Source organism: Arthrobacter ipis, from assembly GCF_014694315.1.
In the GTDB taxonomy this organism is placed as follows: Bacteria; Actinomycetota; Actinomycetes; order Actinomycetales; family Micrococcaceae; genus Arthrobacter; species Arthrobacter ipis.
This window is the reverse complement of the sequence record NZ_JAAOXD010000009.1, coordinates 223,632-247,491: the sequence shown is the minus strand read 5'-3', so window position 1 is coordinate 247,491 and position 23,860 is coordinate 223,632. Positions and strand designations below refer to the sequence as shown.

At 63.3% G+C, this 23,860-nt stretch carries 24 protein-coding genes and 1 pseudogene; 15 read left to right on the top strand and 10 right to left on the bottom strand.

Features of this window, described 5'->3' with window-relative positions; all coding sequences use genetic code 11:
* Window positions 1-309: 309 nt before the first annotated feature.
* The 4 genes from G9E11_RS19870 (at window position 310) to G9E11_RS19855 (ending at window position 5,692) form a co-directional block, all read left to right on the top strand.
* Complete coding sequence (locus G9E11_RS19870; RefSeq protein ID WP_190609035.1) at window positions 310-2,799, top strand: PEP/pyruvate-binding domain-containing protein; 2,490 nt, start codon at window positions 310-312, stop codon at window positions 2,797-2,799.
* A gap of 161 nt (window positions 2,800-2,960) precedes the next feature.
* Window positions 2,961-4,034 (top strand): DNA polymerase IV, encoded by a 1,074-nt coding sequence (locus G9E11_RS19865; RefSeq protein ID WP_479686154.1) that lies wholly within the window; start codon window positions 2,961-2,963, stop codon window positions 4,032-4,034.
* Between the two features lie 108 nt (window positions 4,035-4,142).
* The gene (locus G9E11_RS19860) at window positions 4,143-5,207 is read left to right on the top strand and encodes a spore photoproduct lyase family protein (RefSeq protein ID WP_190609034.1); all 1,065 of its coding nucleotides are present in this window, start codon (window positions 4,143-4,145) and stop codon (window positions 5,205-5,207) included.
* 143 nt (window positions 5,208-5,350) lie between these two features.
* Window positions 5,351-5,692, top strand: coding sequence for a YciI family protein (locus G9E11_RS19855; RefSeq protein ID WP_190609032.1), 342 nt, complete (start codon window positions 5,351-5,353; stop codon window positions 5,690-5,692).
* Here the strand turns inward: G9E11_RS19855 and G9E11_RS19850 are convergent.
* From G9E11_RS19850 to G9E11_RS19840, 3 genes are all read right to left on the bottom strand, one after another.
* On the bottom strand, window positions 5,689-5,973 hold the full coding sequence (locus tag G9E11_RS19850) for a hypothetical protein (protein ID WP_190609030.1): 285 nt from the start codon (window positions 5,971-5,973) through the stop codon (window positions 5,689-5,691). The genes G9E11_RS19855 and G9E11_RS19850 overlap by 4 nt on opposite strands.
* A gap of 134 nt (window positions 5,974-6,107) precedes the next feature.
* Window positions 6,108-6,713, bottom strand: a complete 606-nt coding sequence (locus G9E11_RS19845; protein WP_190609027.1) for a dihydrofolate reductase family protein — start codon at window positions 6,711-6,713, stop codon at window positions 6,108-6,110.
* A gap of 844 nt (window positions 6,714-7,557) precedes the next feature.
* Complete coding sequence (locus G9E11_RS19840; protein ID WP_190609025.1) at window positions 7,558-8,121, bottom strand: dihydrofolate reductase family protein; 564 nt, start codon at window positions 8,119-8,121, stop codon at window positions 7,558-7,560.
* 290 nt (window positions 8,122-8,411) lie between these two features.
* Between G9E11_RS19840 and G9E11_RS19835 the strand changes: the two genes are divergently transcribed.
* The 3 genes from G9E11_RS19835 to G9E11_RS19830 are packed head-to-tail and all read left to right on the top strand — an operon-like array spanning window position 8,412 to window position 9,428.
* A complete protein-coding gene (locus G9E11_RS19835) occupies window positions 8,412-8,810 on the top strand; it encodes an RNA polymerase sigma factor (protein ID WP_246469065.1) in 399 nt (132 codons plus the stop codon).
* Window positions 8,719-8,973: an RNA polymerase sigma factor gene (locus G9E11_RS21305; RefSeq protein WP_311764428.1), complete on the top strand. Its 255-nt coding sequence runs from the start codon at window positions 8,719-8,721 to the stop codon at window positions 8,971-8,973. The genes G9E11_RS19835 and G9E11_RS21305 overlap by 92 nt, the downstream gene beginning before the upstream one ends.
* A complete protein-coding gene (locus G9E11_RS19830) occupies window positions 8,970-9,428 on the top strand; it encodes a hypothetical protein (RefSeq protein ID WP_190609023.1) in 459 nt (152 codons plus the stop codon). Before G9E11_RS21305 ends, G9E11_RS19830 begins: the two co-directional genes overlap by 4 nt.
* A gap of 285 nt (window positions 9,429-9,713) precedes the next feature.
* Here the strand turns inward: G9E11_RS19830 and G9E11_RS19825 are convergent, their stop codons facing one another.
* The gene (locus G9E11_RS19825; RefSeq protein ID WP_190609020.1) at window positions 9,714-9,986 is read right to left on the bottom strand and encodes a DNA gyrase subunit A; all 273 of its coding nucleotides are present in this window, start codon (window positions 9,984-9,986) and stop codon (window positions 9,714-9,716) included.
* Between the two features lie 742 nt (window positions 9,987-10,728).
* Here G9E11_RS19825 and G9E11_RS19820 point away from each other — a divergent pair.
* Window positions 10,729-11,277: a hypothetical protein gene (locus tag G9E11_RS19820; protein ID WP_190609017.1), complete on the top strand. Its 549-nt coding sequence runs from the start codon at window positions 10,729-10,731 to the stop codon at window positions 11,275-11,277.
* A gap of 95 nt (window positions 11,278-11,372) precedes the next feature.
* On the opposite strand, the gene G9E11_RS19815 is transcribed toward G9E11_RS19820, so the two are convergent.
* Window positions 11,373-11,648, bottom strand: a complete 276-nt coding sequence (locus G9E11_RS19815; RefSeq protein WP_190609014.1) for a hypothetical protein — start codon at window positions 11,646-11,648, stop codon at window positions 11,373-11,375.
* 279 nt (window positions 11,649-11,927) lie between these two features.
* Between G9E11_RS19815 and G9E11_RS19810 the strand changes: the two genes are divergently transcribed.
* Window positions 11,928-12,509, top strand: coding sequence for a hypothetical protein (locus G9E11_RS19810; RefSeq protein WP_190609012.1), 582 nt, complete (start codon window positions 11,928-11,930; stop codon window positions 12,507-12,509).
* Between the two features lie 87 nt (window positions 12,510-12,596).
* On the opposite strand, the gene G9E11_RS19805 is transcribed toward G9E11_RS19810, so the two are convergent.
* A complete protein-coding gene (locus G9E11_RS19805; protein ID WP_190609010.1) occupies window positions 12,597-12,872 on the bottom strand; it encodes a hypothetical protein in 276 nt (91 codons plus the stop codon).
* 380 nt (window positions 12,873-13,252) lie between these two features.
* Between G9E11_RS19805 and G9E11_RS19800 the strand changes: the two genes are divergently transcribed.
* The 5 genes and pseudogenes from G9E11_RS19800 to G9E11_RS19780 all read left to right on the top strand — a co-directional run bounded on the left by G9E11_RS19800 (window position 13,253) and on the right by G9E11_RS19780 (window position 18,022).
* Complete coding sequence (locus G9E11_RS19800) at window positions 13,253-13,705, top strand: DUF6278 family protein (RefSeq protein WP_190609008.1); 453 nt, start codon at window positions 13,253-13,255, stop codon at window positions 13,703-13,705.
* A 1,172-nt stretch (window positions 13,706-14,877) separates the two neighbouring features.
* Window positions 14,878-15,042 carry a hypothetical protein gene (locus G9E11_RS19795; RefSeq protein WP_190609006.1) on the top strand — a complete coding sequence of 55 codons (165 nt, stop codon included), beginning with the start codon at window positions 14,878-14,880 and terminating at the stop codon, window positions 15,040-15,042.
* 244 nt (window positions 15,043-15,286) lie between these two features.
* A complete protein-coding gene (locus G9E11_RS19790; RefSeq protein WP_190609003.1) occupies window positions 15,287-15,733 on the top strand; it encodes a hypothetical protein in 447 nt (148 codons plus the stop codon).
* Window positions 15,734-15,942: 209 nt separating this feature from the next.
* Window positions 15,943-16,389 carry a hypothetical protein gene (locus G9E11_RS19785; protein ID WP_190609000.1) on the top strand — a complete coding sequence of 149 codons (447 nt, stop codon included), beginning with the start codon at window positions 15,943-15,945 and terminating at the stop codon, window positions 16,387-16,389.
* A 1,033-nt stretch (window positions 16,390-17,422) separates the two neighbouring features.
* Window positions 17,423-18,022: pseudogene (locus tag G9E11_RS19780) on the top strand (recombinase family protein).
* 70 nt (window positions 18,023-18,092) lie between these two features.
* On the opposite strand, the gene G9E11_RS19775 reads toward G9E11_RS19780, so the two are convergent.
* The 4 genes from G9E11_RS19775 to G9E11_RS19760 all read right to left on the bottom strand — a co-directional run bounded on the left by G9E11_RS19775 (window position 18,093) and on the right by G9E11_RS19760 (window position 21,512).
* Window positions 18,093-19,310 (bottom strand): multidrug effflux MFS transporter, encoded by a 1,218-nt coding sequence (locus G9E11_RS19775; RefSeq protein ID WP_311764427.1) that lies wholly within the window; start codon window positions 19,308-19,310, stop codon window positions 18,093-18,095.
* Window positions 19,311-19,480: 170 nt separating this feature from the next.
* A complete protein-coding gene (locus tag G9E11_RS19770) occupies window positions 19,481-20,104 on the bottom strand; it encodes an energy-coupling factor transporter transmembrane component T family protein (protein WP_190608999.1) in 624 nt (207 codons plus the stop codon).
* Entirely contained in the window at window positions 20,101-20,826 is a 726-nt protein-coding gene (locus tag G9E11_RS19765) for an energy-coupling factor ABC transporter ATP-binding protein (protein ID WP_190608997.1), read from the bottom strand. The genes G9E11_RS19770 and G9E11_RS19765 overlap by 4 nt, the downstream gene beginning before the upstream one ends.
* Window positions 20,823-21,512 carry a biotin transporter BioY gene (locus G9E11_RS19760; RefSeq protein WP_190608995.1) on the bottom strand — a complete coding sequence of 230 codons (690 nt, stop codon included), beginning with the start codon at window positions 21,510-21,512 and terminating at the stop codon, window positions 20,823-20,825. The genes G9E11_RS19765 and G9E11_RS19760 overlap by 4 nt, the downstream gene beginning before the upstream one ends.
* A 313-nt stretch (window positions 21,513-21,825) precedes the next feature.
* On the opposite strand from G9E11_RS19760, the gene G9E11_RS19755 reads away from it, so the two are divergent.
* Window positions 21,826-23,424, top strand: coding sequence for an ABC-F family ATP-binding cassette domain-containing protein (locus G9E11_RS19755; RefSeq protein WP_190608993.1), 1,599 nt, complete (start codon window positions 21,826-21,828; stop codon window positions 23,422-23,424).
* Window positions 23,425-23,860: the final 436 nt, after the last annotated feature.

The window sequence follows — 23,860 nt, the reverse complement described above, 5'->3', positions numbered from 1 at the left end:
ACTCATGCCCACCGGCCCCCAATCACGGCGCTGGCCCGTCAACACTGCGCTGTCCGGTTCCGGCCACGGCGCTGGGTGAGGTGTCGACAGGAATTTACGAATCTCTAAATTGGTAATCAGTAACGAGTGTGGTCCCGATGCACGGAGGGGTCAAGAGGCGCCCGTAACGTCGCGCAACCCGGCGGCGGATGCCCTTTTGTGCTCAAACACTATGCGCGGGATGTGGCGGTGGAGTACTTTTTACACGCCCGGGCGGCCACGCGGCGTCCGCCAGCCAGATCGCCAGCGTCCCGCCACGAGGAGCCTCGGATGACACGAAGGACAACCGGACCCCTCGGTGGTTTCGGCAGGGAAGACCTTGGGGCCGCCGGCGGAAAGGGTGCGGCCCTGGGTGAACTGCTGCGGCACGGGTTTCCCGTGCCTCCGGGATTCGTCATCACCACAGACGCCTACCGTTCGCTCCTAGCCGATACAGGGCTCGGGGCGGCCACGGAGGGCCTTGATGAGAACACGGACGACGGCGGCGGCCTCCGCGCACTGTTCGCCCGCTTTGGCATGCCCGCCGCTTTGCGGGCGGAGATCGGCGAGGCGTACACGGCTCTGGGCGGCGGCGCTGTAGCGGTCCGTTCCAGCGCCACCGCGGAGGACCTGCCGGGGGCAGCGTTCGCCGGCCAGCAGGATACGTTCCTGAACGTCGTCGGCGAGGAGGCGGTGGCCAAAGCGGTCACCGACTGCTGGGCGTCCCTCTGGACCGACCGGGCCATTGCCTACCGGCGGCGGCAGGGGATCGACCCCCGGGAGGTGTCGATCGCCGTCGTCGTTCAAAAGATGGTGCCAGCCGATGCAGCGGGCGTCATGTTCTCGGCGAACCCGGTCACGGGTGAGCGCGGTGAGATCGTTGTGGACGCCAGCCCGGGCCTGGGGGAGGCGGTGGTGTCGGGGAGGGTGACACCGGAGCGCTATCTGCTGACCCGCACGGGGAAGATCCGCAGCTTCGTTCCCGGCGGCGGCGAGGTGGTGATCAGCCCGGTCCCAGGCGGCGGGACGAGGGAACAGGCCGGCAGCCGCAGCCCGGTTCCCTGCCTGGCCCCGGCCCAGCTGCGGGAGCTGGCTGACCTGGCCCGCAGGGCGCAGGAGCACTTCGGCCGGCCGCAGGATATCGAATGGGCGCTGGCCGGCGGCCGGATCCATGTCCTTCAGTCGCGGCCCATGACGGCGCTGCCGCCCCAGCCGCTCCGGCTCAACGCCATCCAGCGGCGGGTGGGGCCGTTCTTCATCGAAATGTTCCAGGAACGCCCCTACCCCCTGGACGTGTCCGGCTGGATGAAGCAGGGGATCCTGGCCATGCTGCAAACGATGGCCGGAAGCGTGGGGGTGCGCTTCCCTGCGGTCGAGGAACTGCTGCCGGAGGAGGACGGGGTGGTGGTCCAGCTGGTGCCGCCGGTCCCGCGCCTCACAGTCCGCACCCTGGCTGCACCGCTGACCCTGGCCCGCCGTGCGAGGCAGTTCAATATGGCCGCCTGGAAGAGCGATTCCCGATTCATCACCTTTCTGGAACAGGTGCAGCGGCTCAACGGGCGGGACACGGAGTCCTTGCGCTGGTCAGAGGTTGTCGGCGTGGGGCGGGAGTGCTTCGCCACCATGCGGGGCATCACCGAGCTGCGCAGCTCCTACCTGCCCGGCATCTTCGTGCCCATGCTCAGACTGCGCCTGATGCTCCTGCTGCTGGGACACCTGAAGCTGGCGTCCGCCCTGATCGCGGGCGCGGAAACCAGGACAAGCCAGGCGAACCGGGCCCTGGAGCAGCTGGCTACGATGGTCCGGGCGGATCCGGGGCTGGCCACGGCCTTTGCATCATCCGAAACGTCCGCTCTTCTTCGGCTTGTGGAGGAGGAGCCGGCGCACGCCGCCTTCCGTGAGGCGCTCACCGGGTTCCTGCGCGAATACGGGAACCGTGAAACGGTAAGCGTGGTGCTCAGCAGTTCACCCACCTGGTCCGACGCCCCCGGGGTGGTGCTGCTGTTGGTCAAGGCACTGCTGGGCCAGCGGCCCCGCGCTGCCGACCAGACCGGCGCGGCGCTGGCAGCGCTGAAGCGACATCCGCTCCTCCGCTTCGGGCCGGTCCGGCGGCAGGTGCTGGCCGCCGTCGAAGACGCCCGGGCGGGCATGGCGTTCCGCGAGGACAGCCATTTCTACGCCACCAAGGTCATCCCGCCCATGCGCCGCGCGTACCATGAGCTGGGCCGGCGCCTCGTCGCCGCCGGCGTGATTGACGACGCCAAGGACGTCTACCACCTGCGGTTTGAGGAACTGGAGGCCATAACGGACGACGGCGGTGCGCTGCCGCCTTCCGTCCGGCAGCGTTACCGGCCGCTGGTGCAGGCAAGGGCGGCCAAGCGCCGCGAACTCGAGGGGATTCCGCTGCTGGACACGGCACTGCTGTTCAGGAACCGCCGCCGTGCTGCCGGCGTTCTGGTCTCCGGCACGCCGGCCAGCCGCGGCCGCGCCGAGGGGCCGGTGACGATCATCAGGGGACCGGAGGAGTTTGGCCGGCTGCGCAGCGGTGACGTGCTCGTCTGCCCGTACACCAATCCTTCCTGGACGCCGCTTTTCCAGCGGGCAGCCGCCGTCGTGGTGGACATGGGAGGGCTTGGCTCCCACGCGGCGATAGTGGCGAGGGAGTACGGAATCCCGGCCGTCATGGGGACCGGCACAGGCACGGGCATTCTGGCCGAGGGGCAGCGCGTCGTTGTGGACGGTGGCGCGGGGACGGTGCTGTCGGCCCTCGCGGACAAATAGGGGCCGGTAGTGGTGGGCGTGTTTCGGACATTGAGCCCTATTTGCAGGGCCGCCGTGCGCAACTCCGCGCGGTTCGCGGTGAGCTTTAGCTGCGCGGTTCCTTGGTCGCTGCGGCCTGCAGCCATGGTGCTTGACAGGCATGTTTGGGGCAGACTGGTGGCGTGAGCGGAATCCGGTGGGTGCTGCACGTCGATCTCGACCAGTTCATCGCGGCGGTCGAGGTGCTCCGGCGGCCGGAGCTTGCGGGCAAGCCGATCATTGTCGGCGGCCGGGGCGACCCCACGGAGCGAGCTGTGGTGTCCACCGCATCCTATGAAGCCAGGGCGTTCGGTGTGGGGTCCGGAATGCCCTTGCGCATTGCGGCCCGGAAAGTTCCGGATGCTGTGATTCTCCCCGTCGACCAGGAGGCTTACCTCGCGGCGTCTGAAACAGTGATGGCTACCCTGCGCTCGCAACCCGGCGCCACCGTGCAGGTGCTGGGTTGGGATGAAGCCTTTGTGGGCACTGAGACTGAGAATCCGGAAGCCTACGCCCGGCAGGTGCAGGCGGCAGTTCTGAAGCGAACCCAGCTGCATTGCAGCGTGGGCATCGGCGACACCCTGGTCCGAGCCAAGGTCGCTACCGGTTTCGGCAAGCCGGCCGGGGTCTTCCGTCTCACCTCCGGGAACTGGCTCGACGTCATGGGCGGTCGGCCCACCAAGGACCTGTGGGGCGTCGGAACCAAAGTGTCGGGCCGCCTGGCCAAACTCGGCATCAACACAGTCGCCGAGCTCGCCGCGACCGACCCTCAAGACCTGGTCCCGGAGTTCGGCCCCAGGATGGGTCCCTGGTACGCGGAGCTCGGACGCGGGGACGGCGCCAGCGTTGTGGACGACACCCCCTGGGTTGCCCGCGGGCATAGCCGGGAGACCACCTTCCAGCACGACCTGACCGAGCTCGCCCAGGTGGACGACGCCGTGAGGGAGCTGACCGCGCGTGTCCTAGAGGATGTTGTGGCCGAAGGGCGGCCCGTGGTTGGGCTGACGCTCAAGGTTCGGTACGCACCGTTCTTCACCAAGACCCACGCGAAAAAGATTCCCGAGACATTCGACCGGAACGAAATCCTCGCGCGGGTCCTTGACCTCGCAGCCGGAATCGAGGCGGACCGTCCAATCCGGCTCCTGGGCCTGCGGGCCGAAATGCCTATGCCCGACGATGCCCGAAAGGGACATACGCCCACGCGCGGCGGTTGGTGACGGCGTCGCTCCCTTCCTTACTGGCGCGGATGAACCGCTTCGTGGAAGAAACAGATGCCGTGGGCTTAACGGCCAACGGCATCTTTGGCGCCTTGGGAGAATGAAAGTATGGAATTCAACCGGCTGCTGCAGATCCGGCGCATCTATGCGCAAAGTGCTGCACTGGAGCTGCCCAGGGGCAAGGAGATCGTCGAACGCTGGCCGGATGCCGACGTCGTGCTTGTCGACAACCACTGGAACATCCCGGAGGTGCATGGTGATGAAACGAACGTGCCGCGCTGGTCCCGGATCAAGACGGAGGCCCTGGTCCTAGGCGTAAAGAAAGCGCTGACCGTCAAGCCGAACGGCCGGTCCGCGGACTTCATTGCCCCTTCCACCGCGAACGGCTGCGCCATGGCATGCGCCTACTGCTACGTTCCCCGGCACAAGGGGTACAGCAACCCCGTAACTGTGTTCGCCAACATCGACCAGATTTCCGGGGCGCTTGAACGTCACGCCACACGCCAGGGCATGAAGCTGGAGCCCAACCAGTGCGACCCGGAACTCTGGGTCTACGACATCGGTGAAAACAGCGACTGCTCCGTCGATGCGCTGATCAGCGACAACGTGGAGGACCTCGTCACGCTCTTCCGCGACCTGCCGACGGCCAAGCTGTCCTTCGCCACCAAGTACGTGAACCAGGCAATGCTCGACTGGGACCACGGCGGTCACACCAGGATCCGCTTTTCCCTCATGCCCGCGGATTTGGCCAAGTCGATTGACGTTCGCACGTCGCCGGTGGCTGAACGCATGGCTGCAATCAACGATTTCGTGGATGCCGGCTATGAGGTGCACGTGAACTTCTCGCCCGTCGTCATTACGGACACCTGGCTCAGCGATTGGGAGCAGCTGCTGCGCCAACTCGATGCCACCCTGTCAGACGCCGCAAAGGCCCAACTCGCGGCAGAAGTGATCTTCCTGACCCACAACGAGGGGCTCCACGAGGTCAACCTAGGGTGGCATCCGCAGGCGGAGAACGTGCTGTGGCGTCCGGACCTGCAGGAATCGAAGGTCTCGTCCAACGGCTTCACTAACGTCCGCTACCGTTCAAGAGCCAAGGCGGGCTACCTGCGGCAACTGACCGCGCTTATTGAAAAGATCGCTCCCTACTGCCGCATCCGCTACGCGTTTTAAGGTCTAGTTCCGGTTCCTCGGCGGTGGCAACGAGCTCCAGTGAGGGGGTGCCGGGATTGGGGGACCGCGGAGGCCTTGGCACGGCGCGATGGCATCGGCGAGGATGAATGCGATCCCCTGCTGTGCGAGAAGGAGCCGACGCGATGACCAAGTATCTGATCTCGTTTCCGAGTGCCGCCATGGTCTTGCCTAACGACGACCTGCAGGCCGTCTGGGATGCGTCGCACGCGGTCGTTCAGGAGGCGAAGGACGCCGGCGTCTGGGTGTTCGGCGGCGGCATCGATGAGAGCATCCCGCCTGTCATGGTCGCCGGCGATGGGACCGTGAGCGAGGGCACCTACCCGCAGACGACGCAGCTCGAAGGCGGCTACGCGGTGCTGGAGCTGCCCTCGTACGATGGGGCCTTGCAGTGGGCCGCGAAGATCGCGGTCGCCTGCCGCTGCGCGCAGGAGGTGCGCGCTTTCCACTACGACCCCGCCAGCTAGGTCCCGGCCGGGTGATCCTCGTGGCTGGGCCGCAGCCGGCATATGCCAAGTTCGTGGTGGCCGCGTTCCGGGGCTGCCCACGAGGCGAGGTAGACGGTGGTGGCAGCGGCGTTGCTGGCCGCGTGCATAATACCAACACGCTTTATCGGCCGGTCCTTGGTGATCCATTGCGCCCAGCCAGAGAGGGCAGTGGGTACAGCGGACGCGACACCCAGGGCCACCAGCCGTTTGGCGGCCTGGCGGGAACCATCGTCATTGAAGGGGCCCAGGAAGATACCCATCTACCGCGCCCCGAAGGGTGCGACGGCTAGGACGGTGTGCAACGGGATGGCAGTGGTGTCGCTGCGGATGAATCCCCGGACTCGGCGGTTGATTGACCGTCCTGCTGGGCGGGGAGCTGGCAGCGTCTGTGGATCTAGCTAACGCGGCGATAGCGGATGTGGGTGGCCAGCGGTGAGTGGAGCACCTCGGCGGGTTCGAAGCCGAAGGATTCAACCCCGTCGAAGATGCGCTCGCCCGAACCGAGCAGGACCGGTGCGACGTCGAGGGTGAGCTCGTCGATCACGCCGGCGATCAGTGCCTGGCGGACGGTCGACGCCCCACCGGCGATGTCCACGCCCTTGTCCCCGGCGGCCTGGCACGCTGCCGAGTACGCAGCTTCGAAGCCCTCGGTGACGAAGTGGAAGGTGGTCCCGCCGCTCATCTGGATCGGGTCGTGTCCGTGATGGGTCAGCACGAACACCGGCGCGTGGTATGGCGGTTCGGGGCCCCACCACCCCGCCCATTCCTCATCCCAGTCCCCGCGGATCGGGCCGAACATGTTCCGACCCATCACATACGCGCCCCGCGGGCGCATGAGCCATTCGTTCGCGACCTTGTCGGCATCATTGGCTCGCGGGTCGCCGATGTGCCAGCCGTGCAGCTCCCGCCCCCGCTTGCCTAGGGGGTCTTCCCGGCTCTGGTCCGGCCCGGCGACGAAGCCGTCAAGCGAGATCGACATGTGGCAGGTGGTGTCCGGCACAGCGAACCTCCTGAGTAATTGCGACTTGCACGCGGTCGTGTGTTGCGGTTCTGGGGATACTAGCACGTGATGGCATCTGCGCCGACCGCCTTCAGCGGCTGGTCGCGGATGGTCTCCCTCCAGGTGCAAGGGCGAGCTGCTGGCCGACGGCGGTCCGATCTATGGGATGAAGCCGACAACAGGCGAACTCGAGAGTACGGACGCTCCTTTGCTTGCAGTTGGCCCATCGAAGCCGGCACCGATGAGCTTCGTGGATGAGGATGCCCTACCCCATTGGGCCAAATTTCAGGGTCAGACGCTTGGCCTACGGTCCGCCCATTAGATCGCACCCGAAAGTGCCCTGATTCGTTCGCACGATAATGAAGACTCTAGCTTCAGCAGAAGGTGACTGCGCAAATATCTCAGCCCCTCCCGCTGTCCTACCCTGGGAGGTCAGGCCGGTCATATCGTGCTCGGCGGGCTTGGCATCGGGACCGCAATTATATTCGCGGTCGGCAAATTGCACTTTGGAGGGCACTTCCTTCGGCGAAAGGGCCCAGTCCGACGTCTGTTGATGGACATTCCATAACCTCACAGCGGCGAGAACCCCCGCAAGCACCAACGAAGTACATATCAACGACAACGCGATTGGCTTCCCCCGGCTCATGGAGCAAACCATCCACGAATGCAACGTGGAAATCAATCAAGAGATAAACGAGCATTGACGTCTCCGCGAAGGGAACGGCATCCGGGTGGATCTTCTGTGGTGAAGAACGGATTCGGCAGGAACGTCACGATCGCTCGGAACACAGGGCCCCGAGATCCTTGGGTGGCCTGAAGCCCGCGCTGATTCGACGTCGGGCACTCAGCGCCTGGTCTCGTACCTGGTCAGGAGCACGCCGTCGGGAAACGTCCGGGTCTCGACCAGGCTCAGGTTCACCCAGTTGTCCAGGGCTGTGAAGAACGGCGTGCCGCCGCCCACCAGGACCGGATGGGTGACGATCGCGTACTCGTCGATCAGCCCGGCCCGCATGGCCGCCGCGGCGAGTGTGGCACCGCCGATGTCCATGGGGCCGCCGTCGTCGGCCTTGAGCCGGGTGATCTCGGTGACCGCGTCGCTCGTGACCAGGCGGGTATTCCAGTCGACGGTGCTGGTCGTCGAGGAGAACACCACCTTCGGCATGTCCCGCCACCGCCGGGCGAACTCGACCTGCGCCGGTGTGGCGCCAGGCTGCTGGTCGGCGGTCGGCCAGTGGGAGCTCATCGTCTCCCACAGTTTGCGCCCGTACAGCGCCAGGCCCGTCGCCCCCACCCGGTTGGACCACCATTGGAACAGCTCGTCGCTCGGTACGCTCCAGCCGAGGTCGTCGCCGGGCGCGGCGATGTAGCCGTCCAGGCTCACGTTCATGCCGAAGGTCAGGTTGCGCATGGCGTCAGTCTCCCGTGAGTCGGTATTCGTTGTACAGACCAGCACGGCGCGGAAAAGTCATCGGTCAGGTCACACCGAGAGCCAGTCGACCACCACGCCAAGCAGATGCTCCGTACGGAAAGGATCCGCGTGAGGAACGCTGAGCGGGACGGATTAGGCGCTGGTAACCCGGCTCCGCTCTCTCTTTGTCGTCCGTGATTTAGTGATGGAACCAGGATGGGGTTGCCGGACACTTATAGATATGGGGGACAGTAGAGAAGCATCCACAGACAAGGAGCTTTGGCTGCGCCATGGACGGCGACGGTTCGGCTTTTGCCTCCCTCTTTAAACGCTACCGGGACCGGGTCTTCGTTCATAGCCTCCGGCTGGTGAAAACTCCTTTCGAAGCCGAAGACGTAACCGCAATGGTATTCCTTGAGGCCTGGCGCTGCAGGTCCAAAATACGGCTGGTCAACGATTCGATGCTCGGTTGGCTGCTGGTAACTGCCACGAACGTGGCCAGGAACAAGCTGCGGTCAACACTGCGCTATGAACGCCTCCTCCGAAAGTTCCTAGTGCCAGGTGGTGCCGGATCACAGCGACTTGGTAGCCGACACTGTGGACGGGGACCGCCGGTCGCAGCTCCTGCACCGGGCCTACCGTTCACTGGGTCGCCAGGACCAGGAAGTGATTGCGCTCTGCGTTCTTGAGGATATGACCACAGCTGAGGTGAGCGAGCTGCTTGGCATTCCATCGGGCACCGTGAAGTCCCGGCTCTCCCGCGCTAAACGGAGACTTTCACAGCTGATGAACCCACAAACCGGGTTCCTGCCGCCAACGGCCCCACTCACTTCTGAGGAGGAAACACCATGAATGACAATCGGCGTTCGCCACTCTTCAACGAGGAACGCAGCGCCGCCATCGGGGAGCTCTTAGCCAATGTCGCGAAGGACGGAACCCCGGAAAACCGGCACTTCCAGAACACCAAGGGCAAACGGATTCTGCTTGCCGGTGTCGCCCTCGCCCTGGTGGCAACCGGAGGAGCCATCGTCATGCAGCTGCCTGTCACCGACAAAGGCTCAATTGATTGCTTTGCTAGAGCCGAACTTCATGGCAACCAGTTCCCCGGCACCACAGTTGTTCTGGGGGAAGGAACAAGGGTCGGCGAGCCATCGACGCAACGCAACCCGATTCCGATTGAGGATGCACTGTCCGCCTGCCGGGGGCTGTCTGGGCTCAAAACGTGCTCGACGCCGATGCCCCTGACGGCAGAACGCCTCCAAACCTCCGTGACGGCAGCTCCTCCTATCCGGTCCCGAACCCACTGACCGTTTGCGTTCTGAGTGACGGCCGAGCCGCTGTCATCCCCGGTGACGAAGGCGTGTGCGGTGCACTGGGACTGGCCTTGAAAACAGACACAGCACCTTGAACCGGGGCGATCAACAGCTTCGTCCCGCAAGCCGGTCGGCCCGGGAACCTCAACCGGGTCAGTTTCCTTGGTCTACTCCGCATGGGGAAGCCGGACAAGTCGTCGCTGAGCCACAGCACCTATCGGGGACTTGGCCGGACCCGTTCGATCAAGGAACCAGTAATCGGCGGAGAGCACGAGGTCCTCAGCGGCCATCAGGCAACATTGATCTCAGTTCTTCGGCACGCGAAGCGATGGCCCGACGCTGGTCTCGGGTCAATCTTCTGGCCTGCAGGTCGAGGACCGCCCGGCTGCCCAACTCTCCCACACCCAACAGCTGACCCACCCGACGTCTTGCTTCATCCACGTCCTCGGAATCCTCAATCACCCGGAAGACCTCGTCACGCCGATCCATCGCCCGCACTAGGGCATCGACAATCATCAATTCCTGCCTGGTGCGCCGCTCATCCTCGTCCATGCGGCGATTCTTGCACGACGGAAGTCATTGGGGCGTCGCGTCCAGTTGAGGATGGTCACTTGGCGCTCGATCCTTCAGGAACGGTAAACGGAATGGTTTCGATGGGTTACGCCAATGGGCTTTCGGCAGAGCTCCGGCCTATACCCATACGACAGTGCGGGCGTTATCGTCGGAGCAGTCAACATGGGGATGTGCGAAAAATGACTAGCCCAAACCAGGTAGCGGCACCGTCGGACATTCGTAAGGGTGCGGCCCTTTCCATAATCGCCGCTTTGCTCGGGCCTCCGCTCGTTATTTTCCTGGCGGGGTTTTTGACGATCCAGCTGGATCTGTCACAGGTCGGGGCGAATGGGTGCCGTACGTGATGCGAGCCGGGCTCGTCCTGCTCGCCTTCGCTGCAGGTCTCGGATATCGCTCTCTGTCTCTCACCTGGACGGGCAAGGTCGTAACACTGCTGGTCCTCGTCACGGCCGCATTCGTCGGTGCCTACACATTGCGTCCTATACCTGCAGATGGTGAGCAGCACCCCATCGCACTGGCCAGCTTCATGTACGGCGCAGTATCACCGTTTACCCTCGCACTGATCGGAGCAGTTATCGCCGACATGGTTTTTGCCCAGCGGAGAAGACGAGCGAACCTGCAATAGAAATTGACGCACTTCAGCCGCCGTCACCGTTGTACCGGTCATGGTTAGTCCTAGGGACTGCTGTTCGGATGCCTTCTCCAGCATTTAGAGTCAGACATGACTGAGAAGCGCAGGCTTCTATATTTGGTTCTTTTGCTTGTCGGCGGGGGTGGGACCTATTTTCTATATGATCTCCTCTCTGGCGAACCTTCAGACGATGCGGCAATAAGCACGCTCATTTTTATAGGTGCCGTCAGTCTGATGCTCATTGTCTTGGTGCGTCGGCGGCGCCGGTCATCGCAACGGCTGGCCGAGCGTGGCCAGATTGAGTGTTACATCCGTCGACCGGATGCGCCCGAGGGAGACCGCTACAGGAAGTGGAATATCGGACTTGTAACGCCAGGCCAGGGAGTTTTCACCTTCCAGCCGGTCCTGGGTCGGACACGCATAGCGAGAGGTGAGGCCTTCGAAATTCGCGTTACCGCGACGGCCGGATCCCGCTATCCCGCTACGAAATGGGACAAATTCAACCGACTGGAGGCCAACGCTATCGTTCTGCCGGTGAACACTGATGATGGACCCGTCGAGATTGCGAGTCAGACCGATACGCTCGACAAAATTGAGGCATTCCTAACAGGGAAGAAGTCCCGAGACCGTCGTACCTAATCAGACGTCGGAAACAACTCTGGCGTCCTCTCCGAGGTTCCTGAGGGAAGCCATGGACTAGACTTAGCGACTTTGTGCCGTGTGGGGTTCCTGGATCAACTCTGATCCGTAGCGCTGTCGTCCTCTTCGTATCGATACTCGTGTTGAAGCTTCTTGATCTGCTTGTTCGTGAAGAACCAGGAGAGGCCGGCGGCAATCATGAATGCCGCCGCCCACCATAGACGCTCAGCCGTAGGATTCTGTACGGCGACAAAGATGAAAAGCAAAGCAAAACACGTGATCCCGATTGCCTGCATGGTCCAGTAAATGGTGCCCCGCTTCACCGTCGGATGAACCCAATCTGTCGTCCATCCTTTGAATCGGTGGTCCATAAATCCCCCTTGTTCAGGCGTCCCGAAATAAGGCCTTCAGCGTAATGCCGCGTCGGCCAGTTTTATAGAAGGGGTCAGGAACAAGTACACCGGCTGCGGCTCGGGAACGCCACTATCAAGCAAAAAGATCAAAGCCCTCAGGCGCACGTCCCATAGCGGCTTGTTCCAACAGACCAAGCGATCCGTCCGCACGGCAGGGCTGCCACACGATGGACAGCGTCGATCGGAGCACAGCCGTTTGCCCTGTTCAGGCAGTAACTAGCTGTGTAACACTGCAGCATGAACGATCCACGAAGCCGGATTCTGCCCCTCCTTCGCCAGGGCGAACGGCTCCTTTGGGTTGGTCAACCCGACCCCCGGATCCGCTTTACAGGGGCTGACGCGTTTCTCGTGCCATTCAGTATCCTCTGGGGCGGATTTGCGGTGATATGGGAAATCATGGCCGTCACTAGATCCGAGTCACCTTTGTTCGTAATTTGGGGAATTTCGTTCGTCATGGTCGGCCTCTACTTCATTTTCGGCCGTTTCATTGTTAAAAGACGGCGAAAGATCGCCACAGCCTATGGACTCACAGACAGTCGGGCGATCGTTTGCACAGGGAACAGGTCAGTTGCTGATACACCCGTCAGGGCTATGCCAACCAAGGTGGACAGGTCCAAGGACGGCCAACATGTGAGTGTGACTTTCGGGTATCAGGGCGCAATGGGCATGTTCGGCATGTATCAGAACACGGGGATGGACGTATTCAGCCTGGGTATGGGCCAAAATGTAGCCTTTTTCGACGTCCCAGACGCCGACGGCCTGCTGATGGCATTGGACCAGGTCCAAGCCGGACGCGGTGCAACCGATCCATCGAGCTAGAGCATGCAGCGGGCCCTGTCGTCCCGGCTAAGGTTCATCAAAGGGAGCGCGTGTGAGCGGTTGAAGCTGTCTTAGGCGCTCGAAAGTTCAAAGTGGCTGCTGCACGTCGTAAACGCTGCCCCACATGGTCGAATCGCAGTCTGGCGGAACCGTCACGTGACCGAAACCGCCGCCCAGGCCCACCACCGTGTCGAAAGCAAAGGGCTTGCCGGACAACCCCAGGACGGCCTTGCCGTCTTCGGCCAAGCTTGTCCCGGCGGGCCAGCGTCGGAGTATCGGCCTTGACTTCGACCCAGCCGGAACTCCCAGCCCGACGCAGCCGTCCGACTGTTTAATGAGGACTCCGGAGTACTGGGCCAGCATGGCGTCATCTCCTTTGCGCCAATCGGTGACGATGAGGTGGGCGGCCGTGGGTGAACTGGAGCCGGGTGTGGTATTAGCGGCGGGCTCCAGCGAACAAGCGGCAAGATTCAGGCCCATAAGCATCATCCCAATGCCTGTGACAAAGCCAGTCGGTGAGCATTTCCTCGACACGAGACACAACCTCCCAACCGGGAATGAGGTCCGAAACTAGACCATTCCAGAAAGATCTGGTGACTAAGAATGCAGGACGAAATCACAGCAATCAATAGAGCGGTGTCGGTCTAAACCTGCGCCCCCGATTAAGTGCCGAAACGGTCCCACGCAAGGTTCGGCTCTCGGCAATCCGACCAGGTCGGATTGTGTGTGCTTAGGATGACCTCATGAGCATCCCCGAAGATCCCGCCGAGCATCTGCAGAAACTGCCAGAGGGAATGCCGATAAGGTACGCAGAATATAGGCCAGTCCCTTCGGATGCCGTGGAACCCCCGCCAACTAACGTCGGCGGATACGAAGAACTCCTCGGCTATTTCCAGCAGCGGGGGCAACCATTGCCGCGCACGGCAGAAAGCCTTGCCACTCTGGATCAAGCCATCAATGATGGGTTGCCGGCCGAGCTTGTCCGCCCCGTTGGGATGTTCTACGGAGATCTACTCACGCACACTGTTCCTGGCGCGCACTGGGAGGTAGTTGAGGCGGCGTACCCGCTGGTGCGTGTCACCAGGAATGTCGCTATCGACGTCGTCCGGATTGCACTGCGGCGCATGGCTATCCCGAACCCCACATTCGAGCAAAACTATGCCCACGTTCTCGAACTCGTCAGGCAAGAACCGTAAAGGGTTCCCCATGCGCGCGATACGCCGGTGCTACTTGTTCGGGTCGGTTACTTTGGGAGTTCCACTGTCCGGGGTCCCGGGCACCGCGTTGCCCGTCGGCCTGTACCTTGATACCCCCAAGTCGAGATTCCAGCGTCCATCGTTCCAAGAAATCGTGTACTTGATTCCAGTTGTTCCGCGGGGTTTGATTGCCTCGACTTGTGCGATTTCCGGGAAGTCATTGCTCAGTCTGAGCTGGACAGTTGCCGGATCCCAGCCCTGTGCCGAATCGACCAGACGCTGAGTGTCAGGGCGGACATTGACGTAGACCTTTGGCACCAGCTTCTCGACCTGTTCCACGGACCCTGATGCGGCCGCCGCCACAACGCTCCTGGCAAACGGCTCTCGGCTGGACAGGTCTGGTGTGTTGGATCCGGGCTGCAAGCCACCACCACTAGTGCCGACGCAATAATGAGTGCGCCGATGCCGAAGAAACGGCAGACATGCTTCACTACGACGCCTGAGTCGGGCATGAGGATGACGATACCGTACGACTCAGCGAAGGCACTGCTGAGACTTCAAGCACGCGGAGCGGGAGCACAAACTGTCCCGCTCACGGTTCCCGAAGGAAATGGACTAGACCTAACGACTTGTGCCGTGAGCGGTTTCCGGCACGGCGCCGGCGGTGCGGTGGGGTAGCCCTAGCCCCGGACGAATCAATAGCATGAGGCATGGCCGCGTGTATAGGTTCAAAGCTGATCAGGCACGTATTGGTTGTCCTGCTCGGTTGTTCTCTCTTCGCTACGTCTTGTGCCGCACCGGGGCCTGCGGTCTCCGGTGGCCCGGCGGCCACCCCGCCTACGCGTGAACCGACTGCCAGTCCGCCTATGGATGAACCGATGCCCGAACGGCCTGGTAACCCGGCGGTCAGTCCTGAGTCCTCGCCTGCCGACGGATCAGTAGCACAGGCGGCCAGCACGCTTAGTCGGGAGCTGTCAGGGGATGCTCGGTTCGCCTCTGTCGAGGTACTCGAGGGAAAGCGGCTCATTGTTCATTGGCATGGCCTCGTGGATCCGAAGCTACGGGGGCTGCTGGCTCGGTTTCCAGACGTCGGCATTTCCGTTGAGCCAACGGCCTGTTCGCCTGGGAGACTTCGGGACGTTGCCAGCGAGCTGCTGGACTCGGATCCTACGGTGAACATCACTTCGGTATCGCCTGATGCGTCGCACCTGACCCTCACGCTGGATGAATCAGTGAAGGCAACCTCAGACGTTGCGGACCTGGAGCACAAGTACTCCGAGGCAGTTGGCTGCCCGGTTAAAGTGGAGTTTGGCGACGTAGCTCCTGCCAGCGGTTGATCCGTCCGGCGACACTAGTTGAGTTGTGACGTAACGGAACTCCTGTCTTTGCCGACGTGTAGACGGGCATTGATGCTGAAGTCGACCCCGGCAAATGTGCCATCGAAGTAATCCTGTTGTTTGGCCGTGACGTGAGCCTTTCCGGCTAGCGGGGCAATAACCCAGGAACCACCTACGGGATACTCCGCGGCACTACGCCAACTATCTGAGGTCGTACCGTGAGTCACGAGGCTAGGCTAAGCGAATGAACCCGGAGGCAGGTAAACACGGCAACAAGTATGAATGGCAATCCTGGCCTTCCGATTCGCTGGAGGGCATGCCGCCGAAGCGACGGCGACTTGTTGTCTGGGGTCTGTGGTGGTTCCTCTTCCTAGGCGTGCTGCTGGGTAGCGTTTTGGACGCTGCCAATGTTCCGCAACCTTGGCGTACTTTATTGGCCATCGCTGGTATAGCTGCGCTCTTCGGTCCATTGATCCGTGGGGCCATGGTTGAAACCCGCAAGCTCCGGGCCGAGGGCATCGTCCTGCCCTCCTATCCGGTCACCCGCAAGTCACTTATTTCCATAGCTGTCATCACCGCTATTCTCTGGGTCGTCTTCGCCGTCCTCGTCGCTACGGGCCGACCCACGTTCCCTCTTCTGCCAATCGTCGGAACGATTTGGCTGGCGTACCAATTGCTCCGACGTCGATGACTGCCCCATTGAGGAAGACAAGTTGAGACCCCCCGTTCTCAGGCGGTTCACCAACCCTTCATGGGACGGTTTCAGAACTTGGGAGGTTGCCTGCGGCTTTGATCAGGTACCGCCTTATTGCTTGCTGCGTTTTCGTCCTGCATTCTTAGTCACCAGATCTTTTGGAAAAGTAGAGCTCCGGCTTAATCCTGGTTAGGAAGTTCTATCTCGTGTTGAGGAAATGCTCGTCCGCAGGCTCTGCCATCTGCATCGCTGTGCTGGTGATGGGCCTCAACTTGGCCGCTTGTTCGCTGGAGCCGACTGCCGATATTGAACCCGCCGCAAGTTCGCTGGCTGTGGCCCACCTGATCGTCACCGATTGGCGTAATGGAGATGACGCCATGCTGGCCCAGTACTCCGGAGTCCTCATTAAACAGTCGGACGGCTGCGTCGGGCTGGGAGTTCCGGCTGGGTCGAAGTCAAGGCCGATACTTCTACGCTGGCCCGCCGGGACGAGCTTGGCCGAAGACGGCAAGGCCGTGCTGGGGTTGTCCGGCAAGCGCTTTGCCTTCGACACGGTGGTGGGCCTGGGTGGCGGTTTCGGTCACGTGACGGTTCCGCCGGACTGCGATTCGAGCATGTGGGGCAGCGTTTACGACGTGCAGCAGCCACTTTGAACTTCGAGCCCCTAAGACAGCTTCAAGCGCTCATAGCTTACTTTCATGAACCGCTACCGGAATGGTTTTGATGGACTAGCCCAATCGACCCGGTAACTTGAGCGTGCGCCTGCTAGCTGTGATGTTTACGGAGGCACAGCATAGTGGGATGCTGATCTCGGTTCTAACCTGCACGAACAAATTTCAGACGACTAAGGAGTCAGCCAGATGCCGCGTGAATTCTTGGAAGTTCTGGCCTGGGTCATTCCCATCGTTGCGGTCTTTGCGGTAGTAGGTATTGTTGCCATCCGTGTCAGGCGTCGAGGGCCTATCTCTGGTCATCACCAGAAAGGGATCCACATCAGACGCAACGACTGATCTGCTTTCCCCTTTCCTAAGGTCAGCCGGTCAAACGATCACGGCACACAGACGGGCTTCGTCGTTCACGACACCTCTTGACGCTACCGCTAGGCTCAGGGCATGGGCACCAGCGGCTGGAAGCGGCCGACCAAAGTGCAAGCCGTGTCTATGGGCCTTTTCGCTGTGTTGCTGTTCGCCAGCAACCTGTACGCCGTGCTTGCAGAGGGGGCCAAAGTAACAGTCGGGTACTGGATCGTGCAGGCTGCGGACCTAGCCCTGTTGGCCTTCAGTTTCTGGTGGTACCACCGAGCCGCGAAGAATCCACCAGCGCGAAGCTAGGCGTCACGGCAAAGCGGGGCTGACGGTTTCCCTAGTCCGCCTGTCATTCTGACGACCCGGACCACCGCACGACTGGCGGTGGTGCCGCTGACAGCTTGCGTTTCCCAGTTCACGACAGCGCGCTGCTTAACTTCAACATTCGTTTTCTTAGGCCGCTCAGCCGTGCCGTCAGCGGCATCTCGTATAGACCGCGCACATCGTCCCGCAAGCCGGTCACTCACCGGACGCACAGCCATTTGATCTGCAGTATTGCATCCAGCTCGGCCCGACCGTCCCGCAGGACCGGTCCGATGAAAAGTCCGGTGACGGGCTCCTATATGGCGCACTGCTACGCCTATGGCGGACACTCCTGTTCATGGGTGAAATAAAGGTTGGCTACGCAAGGGTTTCCACTGATGAACAAGACCACACCGTCCAACGGGATGCCTTGGCGGCCATGGGGGTCGAAGCTAACCGCATCTAGGTCGATCGTGGTCTCACTGGCAGTAATACGAACCGTCCAGGCCTGCGTGAAGCGCTGGCTGCGTGCCGAAGCGGCGACACCTTCATAGTGACGAAACTCGACAGGCTGGCCCGGTCCGTCCGGGACGCGCATCAGATCGCCGACGACCTCGCCGCGCGCGGAGTGAAGCTAAGCATCAATGGTTCGTTACATGATCCCGCGGACCCCATAGGCAAGCTTCTCTTCAACGTCCTGGCCATGGTTGCTGAGTGCGAGGGCGATCTCATTCGGGCTCGAACGCGGGAGGGCATGAAAATAGCCAAAGCAAAGGGGCGGCTGCGTGGGCAACAGCCCAAACTATCGGCGAAACAGGAAGCACTCCTAGTCCAGTTGCATGACGCTGGCGAACACACCATGTATGAGCTGGCCGAACTCTTTTCTGTTGGCCGCTCCACCGTTTATCGCGCGCTCGAACGCGCGCGCCAGAGGGCGGAAAAGAAGGCTGGCTCCTGACAGTCGGATAGCTGGCCCACCAAAACTTAAAGCAGGCCAAAGCGGACCCGCTAACGTGAAAAAGCCGGGTTCACACCGTCATCGTGCGCGTCCTGATCAGCCCCAGGCAGACCACTGCCGCCGCGACGGACGCCACTGTGACGATCCCGAACGGGAGGGCGTTGTCCGCCCCGCCGATACCCACCAGCGGCGCCGCCACGCCGCCGAAGGCGAACCTGGCCAGGCCGAGCAGTGAAGACGCGGTGCCGGCGATGTCCGGATAGCCCTTCAGCGCCAAAGAGGTCGCGGGCGGGCTGGCCGCAGCCACGCCGCCCACCATGGTGAATAGGGACAGGATGACCGCAATCAGCGGCAGGTGCAGGAGCGCGGTGATCAGCAGGCCAAGGGAACCGGCAGTGGCCATGGCCAGTCCGATCACCATCGTGGCCTTCTCGGACCACCGTTCGGCCAGCCGGCCGCCGAGGAAGCCAAAGATCATGAACCCCAGCGAATTCAGGCCGAAGGCCAACGAGTAGCCCTGCGGTGAAAGCCCGTAGATGCCCTGCAGGACGAACGTGGCGCCGCTGAGGTAGGCGAAGATAGCCGAGTACGTAAACCCCGTGATCAGAACGGCGCCGACGAACACGCGGTCCGCAAGCAGGCGCCGGAAGTCCTGCAGGGTATCGGCAAACCCGCCCGCCGCCCGCAGCGAAACCGGCAGTGTCTCCTTGAAGATGACGAGGCAGGCCACCAGAATGGCCACCCCGACGCCAGCGAGAAACAGAAAAACACCGCGCCAATCGGTGAAGGCTGCCAACTGGCCGCCGATGACCGGACCAACGATGGCTGCCAGCCCGCCGAGCACCGTCAGGCGGCCGTAGTAACGGAGGAGCTTCGCGCCCTCGTACACGTCCCGTCCGGCCGCCTGAGCAATCACGATGCCCACGGCGCCGGCCAAGCCCTGAACGAACCTGGCCGCGATCAGGGTTTCAACGGTCGGGCTGACAGCACAGAGAACGGACATGACCGTGTAGGCGGCGACGCCGATCAGCAGGGGGAGCCGGCGGCCGAAACGGTCCGACAGCGGACCCGCAATGACCTGGCCGATGGCCAGGCCAAGCAGGCAGGCCGTAATGGTCAGCTGCGCCGTGGATGTGGAACTCCGCAGTTCCGCCGTCAGGGCCGGCAGGACCGGTAAATACAGGTCCATGGAAATGGGACCGAAGATGGTCAGCAGGCCAAGGACAATTGCCAATGGCCGTCCGACTGCCTGTTCGCGCGTGGTCGCCGGAGCGTGGGTCACGGTCACGCCGCCTCCGTTCAAGGGGTAAGGGCTGCCGCCAGATCGACGGCGGTGATGGGGGTTTAGTTCCACCTAACCAGCGTTCACAACGCTGTGGGAGTCCCTGTTGGTACCCCTTCTGAGAGGACCTCCATGCCCCTTGCCACTCCCGGAGCCGGTCCCGGACGTTACAGCCCTCAGTCCTCCGGCTCGCCCAGCCCCCGGGCGGCCAGCGCCTCGCCTGTGTGGCGGGCATAGGCAACGGTGGTGATGAACACCGGCAGGACCAGCGCGCGCGGGTTGCGTTCCAGTCCACGCGCTCGGGCCGAGTCCCGGACATCCGAAAAGGCGCCGGCGATGAACGGGATGCTCCGCAGCATGATGGCGATGGTCAGGGCAAACCGCTCGGGGTCAGCGCCGAAGCGCCGGAATGGGCGGGCAAGGGAAACAACGCCGTCGAGCAGCCGGTGCAGCGGCGTGGTGGCCGTCAGCAGGGACGCCGCCACCACGCACAGCAGGATGTTCAGCACAATCCGCGCGGCCACGGGCCCGCCCAGCTGCCACCACTGGAATGCGCCGATGACCAGCAGGATGGGGAGCAGCGGCCGCACGGCGCGGAAGAGGCGCGTGGGACCGGCGCCGCTGAGCAGGAACAGTCCGCAGAGAACGGCGAGGGCTGCGGCTGCCAGCCGCCAGTCGACGATCAGGAACGAGGCCATTCCGCAGGCCAGGACCAGCAGGAACTTCAGCCACAGCGGCATGCGGTGGACCAGGGACGTGCCGGGCACGTAGTTGGCCAGCAGGAAGCCGTGGCCCCTCACCGGAAATCCCCGCCTGACAGGCTCCGGGCAGACAGCGAGCGGTAATGCTCGACGGCGGCGGCAGCACCGCCGTCGTACGCAATCCGTCCGGACTCGACCACCAGAACCCGGTCCATGTCCAGCGCCAGCTCCAGGTCATGGGTGGACATCACGATCTGCTGGCTCAGGCCGGCCAGTGTGCGGCGGAGCAGCTCGCGGTTCCGGAGGTCCAGGAGCGTCGAGGGCTCGTCCAGCACCAGGACTCCGGGTTCCACCGCCAGCACGGACGCCAGGGCAAGGAGCTGCCGTTCCCCGCCGGAGAGTTCGTAGATGCTCTGGTCGGCCAGGGGCAGAAGCCCGAAACGGTCCAGGGCGGCGGTGGCCTGCTCCCGGCGCTCCTTCCCGCTCCGCACGGAGCGCCGGAGCGAGAGCTCCACGTCCTCACGCCCGGTGGGCATGACCAGCTGCGAGAGGGGATCGGTGAAGACAAAGCCCACCTGCTGGCGCACGGCGCGCACGTTCCGGACCGTGTCGGCCCCGTTCACGGTCACGGCCCCTTCGCTGGGAACCACGAGGCCGTTGAGCAGGCGGAGCAGCGTCGATTTGCCGGAACCGTTGGCCCCAATGACACCGACCCGTTCCTCGGTGAGCTCCAGCGAAATGTCCTGCAGCAGAACCTTGGGGTCAGGGCGGCCGTCCACGGCCACGCTGACCCCTGCGTTCCTGAGGGAGATGGTGCTCACTGCTGTGCAGAGGCTTCCGGCGTAGTGGTTCCCGGCGTCGCGGCGCGCGGTGCTGCGGCCTTCTGCGGGAGCTGCCGGACGCGGCGGACCAGCAGGTCGGGGAAGGCCTTGTGCAGGGCGATGGCCACCGTGACGGCGAGGACGTTCTTGATGATGTCACCCGGGTAGAAGGGGAGGTCGGCGAGGAACGCCTTGGAGAAGTCCAGCTTGGCGTTGACCATCATGCCGGCGATGCCGAGGCCGTGGACCAGGACAATGCTGGTGGCCATCGCGGAGACAAACAGGAGCACGGCGCGGAACTTCACGGTGCGGCGGATAACGACGGCGGCCAGCCAGCCCACCGCCGCGGCCGCGAGGGGGAATGCGATGATGTAGCCTGCGGACGGGCCGGCCAGGATGCCCAGGCCGCTGCGGCCGCCGCTGAAGATGGGCAGGCCTGCGAGGCCAAGCAGGGTGTACAGCCCGACGGCGGCGAACGCCCGGCCGGGGCCGAGGGCAAGGCCGGTCAGCATGACGGCGAGCGTCTGGAGCGTGATGGGGACGCCGAGGCCGCCCACCGGGATGGCCGCCACAAGGGCTGACGCTGCCACTAGCGCGGCGAAGACGGCGATGAGTCCGAGGTCGGTGGCGTTCCAGCGTCGGCGTTTTGCCGGCTTCAGGGTGCCGGCGGCATGGGTCTGGGTCATGGGAAGTCCTGTCGAGGGGGTACAAACAATTATCAGCTCGTCTCGACGTTACTGGCCCGGTAATGGCCGCATTTTGTTGCTCTCCTACAAGAGGGACGCCCCGGGGTCTCGTGCTGGGCACAAATACTCCCCTCTTGGGGTGGGGAAGGCGCTCTTCGCGGGTGCGGAAGGCATGTTCTGGCAGGGTTGCGCCGGCCGGTAGACTTGAACGGGCCGTTCTCACGGCCGGCATCCCCGGCGTTCCAGACTTTTCGCCGTGCGGCATGCAACCCGCCGTGCTGCGGCTTCCCTGTTGTGAAAGGCCTTACCTGCTTTGATTACCGTTCAAGATCTTGAACTGCGCGCCGGCGCCCGCCTGCTCATGGACCAGGTGAGCTTCCGGATCGACAAGGGCGACAAGATCGGCCTCGTGGGCCGCAACGGTGCCGGGAAGACCACACTGACCCGCGTCCTCGCGGGCGAGGGCCTGCCTGCCGCCGGCAAGGTGACCCGGAGCGGCGAGATCGGGTACCTGCCCCAGGACCCCCGGACGCCGGACATGGAGCAGCTGGCGCGGGACAGGATCCTGTCCGCCCGCGGCCTGGACATCGTCGTCGGCAAGCTGAAGCAGGCCCACGACGAGATGGCCAGCGAGGACGCCGCGGTCCAGCGCAAGGCGATGAACCGCTACGACCGGCTCGAATCCGAGTTCCTGGCCGCCGGCGGCTATGCTGCCGAAGCCGAGGCCGCAGCCATCTGCTCGAACCTCGCCCTGCCGGACCGCCTGCTGAACCAGCCCCTCAAGACCCTGTCCGGCGGTCAGCGGCGCCGCGTGGAGCTCGCGCGCATCCTGTACTCGGACGCCGAGACCATGCTCCTCGATGAGCCCACCAACCACCTCGACGCCGATTCCATCGCGTGGCTCCGCGATTTCCTGAAGAACCACCAGGGCGGACTGATCGTGATCAGCCACGACACCGAGCTGCTCGAAGCCACCGTCAACAAGGTGTTCCTCCTGGACGCCAACCGTGCCCAGATCGACTTCTACAACATGGACTGGAAGCGCTACCTGACACAGCGCGAAACAGACGAACGTGCCCGCAAGCGGGAACGCGCCAACGCCGAAAAGAAGGCCCAGGTCCTGTTCGACCAGGCCAACAAGATGCGCGCCAAGGCCACCAAGGCCGTTGCAGCGCAGAACATGGCCAAGCGCGCCGAACGTCTGCTCAGCGGGCTCGAAGCGGTGCGCGAAAACGACCGCGTGGCAGCCCTCCGCTTCCCGGATCCTTCGCCCTGTGGCAAGACCCCGCTCACGGCAGAGGGCCTCAGCAAGTCCTACGGCTCGCTGGAAATCTTCACTGACGTGGACCTTGCCATCGACCGCGGCTCCAAGGTGGTCATCCTCGGCCTCAACGGTGCCGGCAAGACCACCCTCCTGCGCATGCTCGCCGGCGTGGACCGCCCCGACACCGGTGACATTGTCCCCGGGCACGGGCTCAAGGTGGGCTACTACGCCCAGGAACATGAAACCCTCGACGTGGACCGCACCGTCCTCGAGAACATGCGTTCCTCCGCCCCCGACATGAAGGACGCCGAGGTCCGCGGCATCCTGGGTTCGTTCCTGTTCTCCGGTGACGACGTCGACAAGCCCGCCGGCGTGCTCTCCGGCGGTGAGAAGACCCGTCTCGCACTGGCAACCATCGTGGCCTCCAGCGCGAACGTTCTTCTCCTGGACGAGCCCACCAACAACCTCGACCCTGCCAGCCGCGCCGAAATCCTGGGTGCACTGCGCAACTACACCGGCGCCGTCGTCCTGGTCAGCCACGACGAAGGCGCCGTGGAGGCCCTCAACCCGGAGCGGGTGGTACTACTGCCCGACGGCGTTGAGGACCTCTGGAACGAGGACTACCTGGACCTCATCACGCTGGCCTAGCTTCGCCGGAGAACTGTCACCCGCTTTCCCTGCTATCTCCCCAACTGGGCGTCAGCACAGGGCGTTCTCAGCGCTGAGAACGCCCTGATCTGCTACCTAGTTCTCGTTCTCGAGTCGATCTTATGAGCGATGGGGATTGACCGCAGAGCGGGCCTTCGGGCTCGGTGCCGGCGCGCTGGCTACCGCTTCCGGGAACGACTGCGGTGGCTGGCTTGGGCGATTCGAACCCGACGACGGCACTTCAGAATGATCCCCCAGCAGGACTAAAATGTCGTTCCCCCTCATCAGAATGGTTACATGGAAGCCATTGGGGGATACACCGCAGACCGGGCCATAGAGTCCGGTGCCGGTGGGTTGGCTTCCGTCTCAGGGAACGACGGCGGTGGCCGGCTCAGCGGCGGGGTTTCCGGCTGCGGGGCTAATAATGTCGTACCCC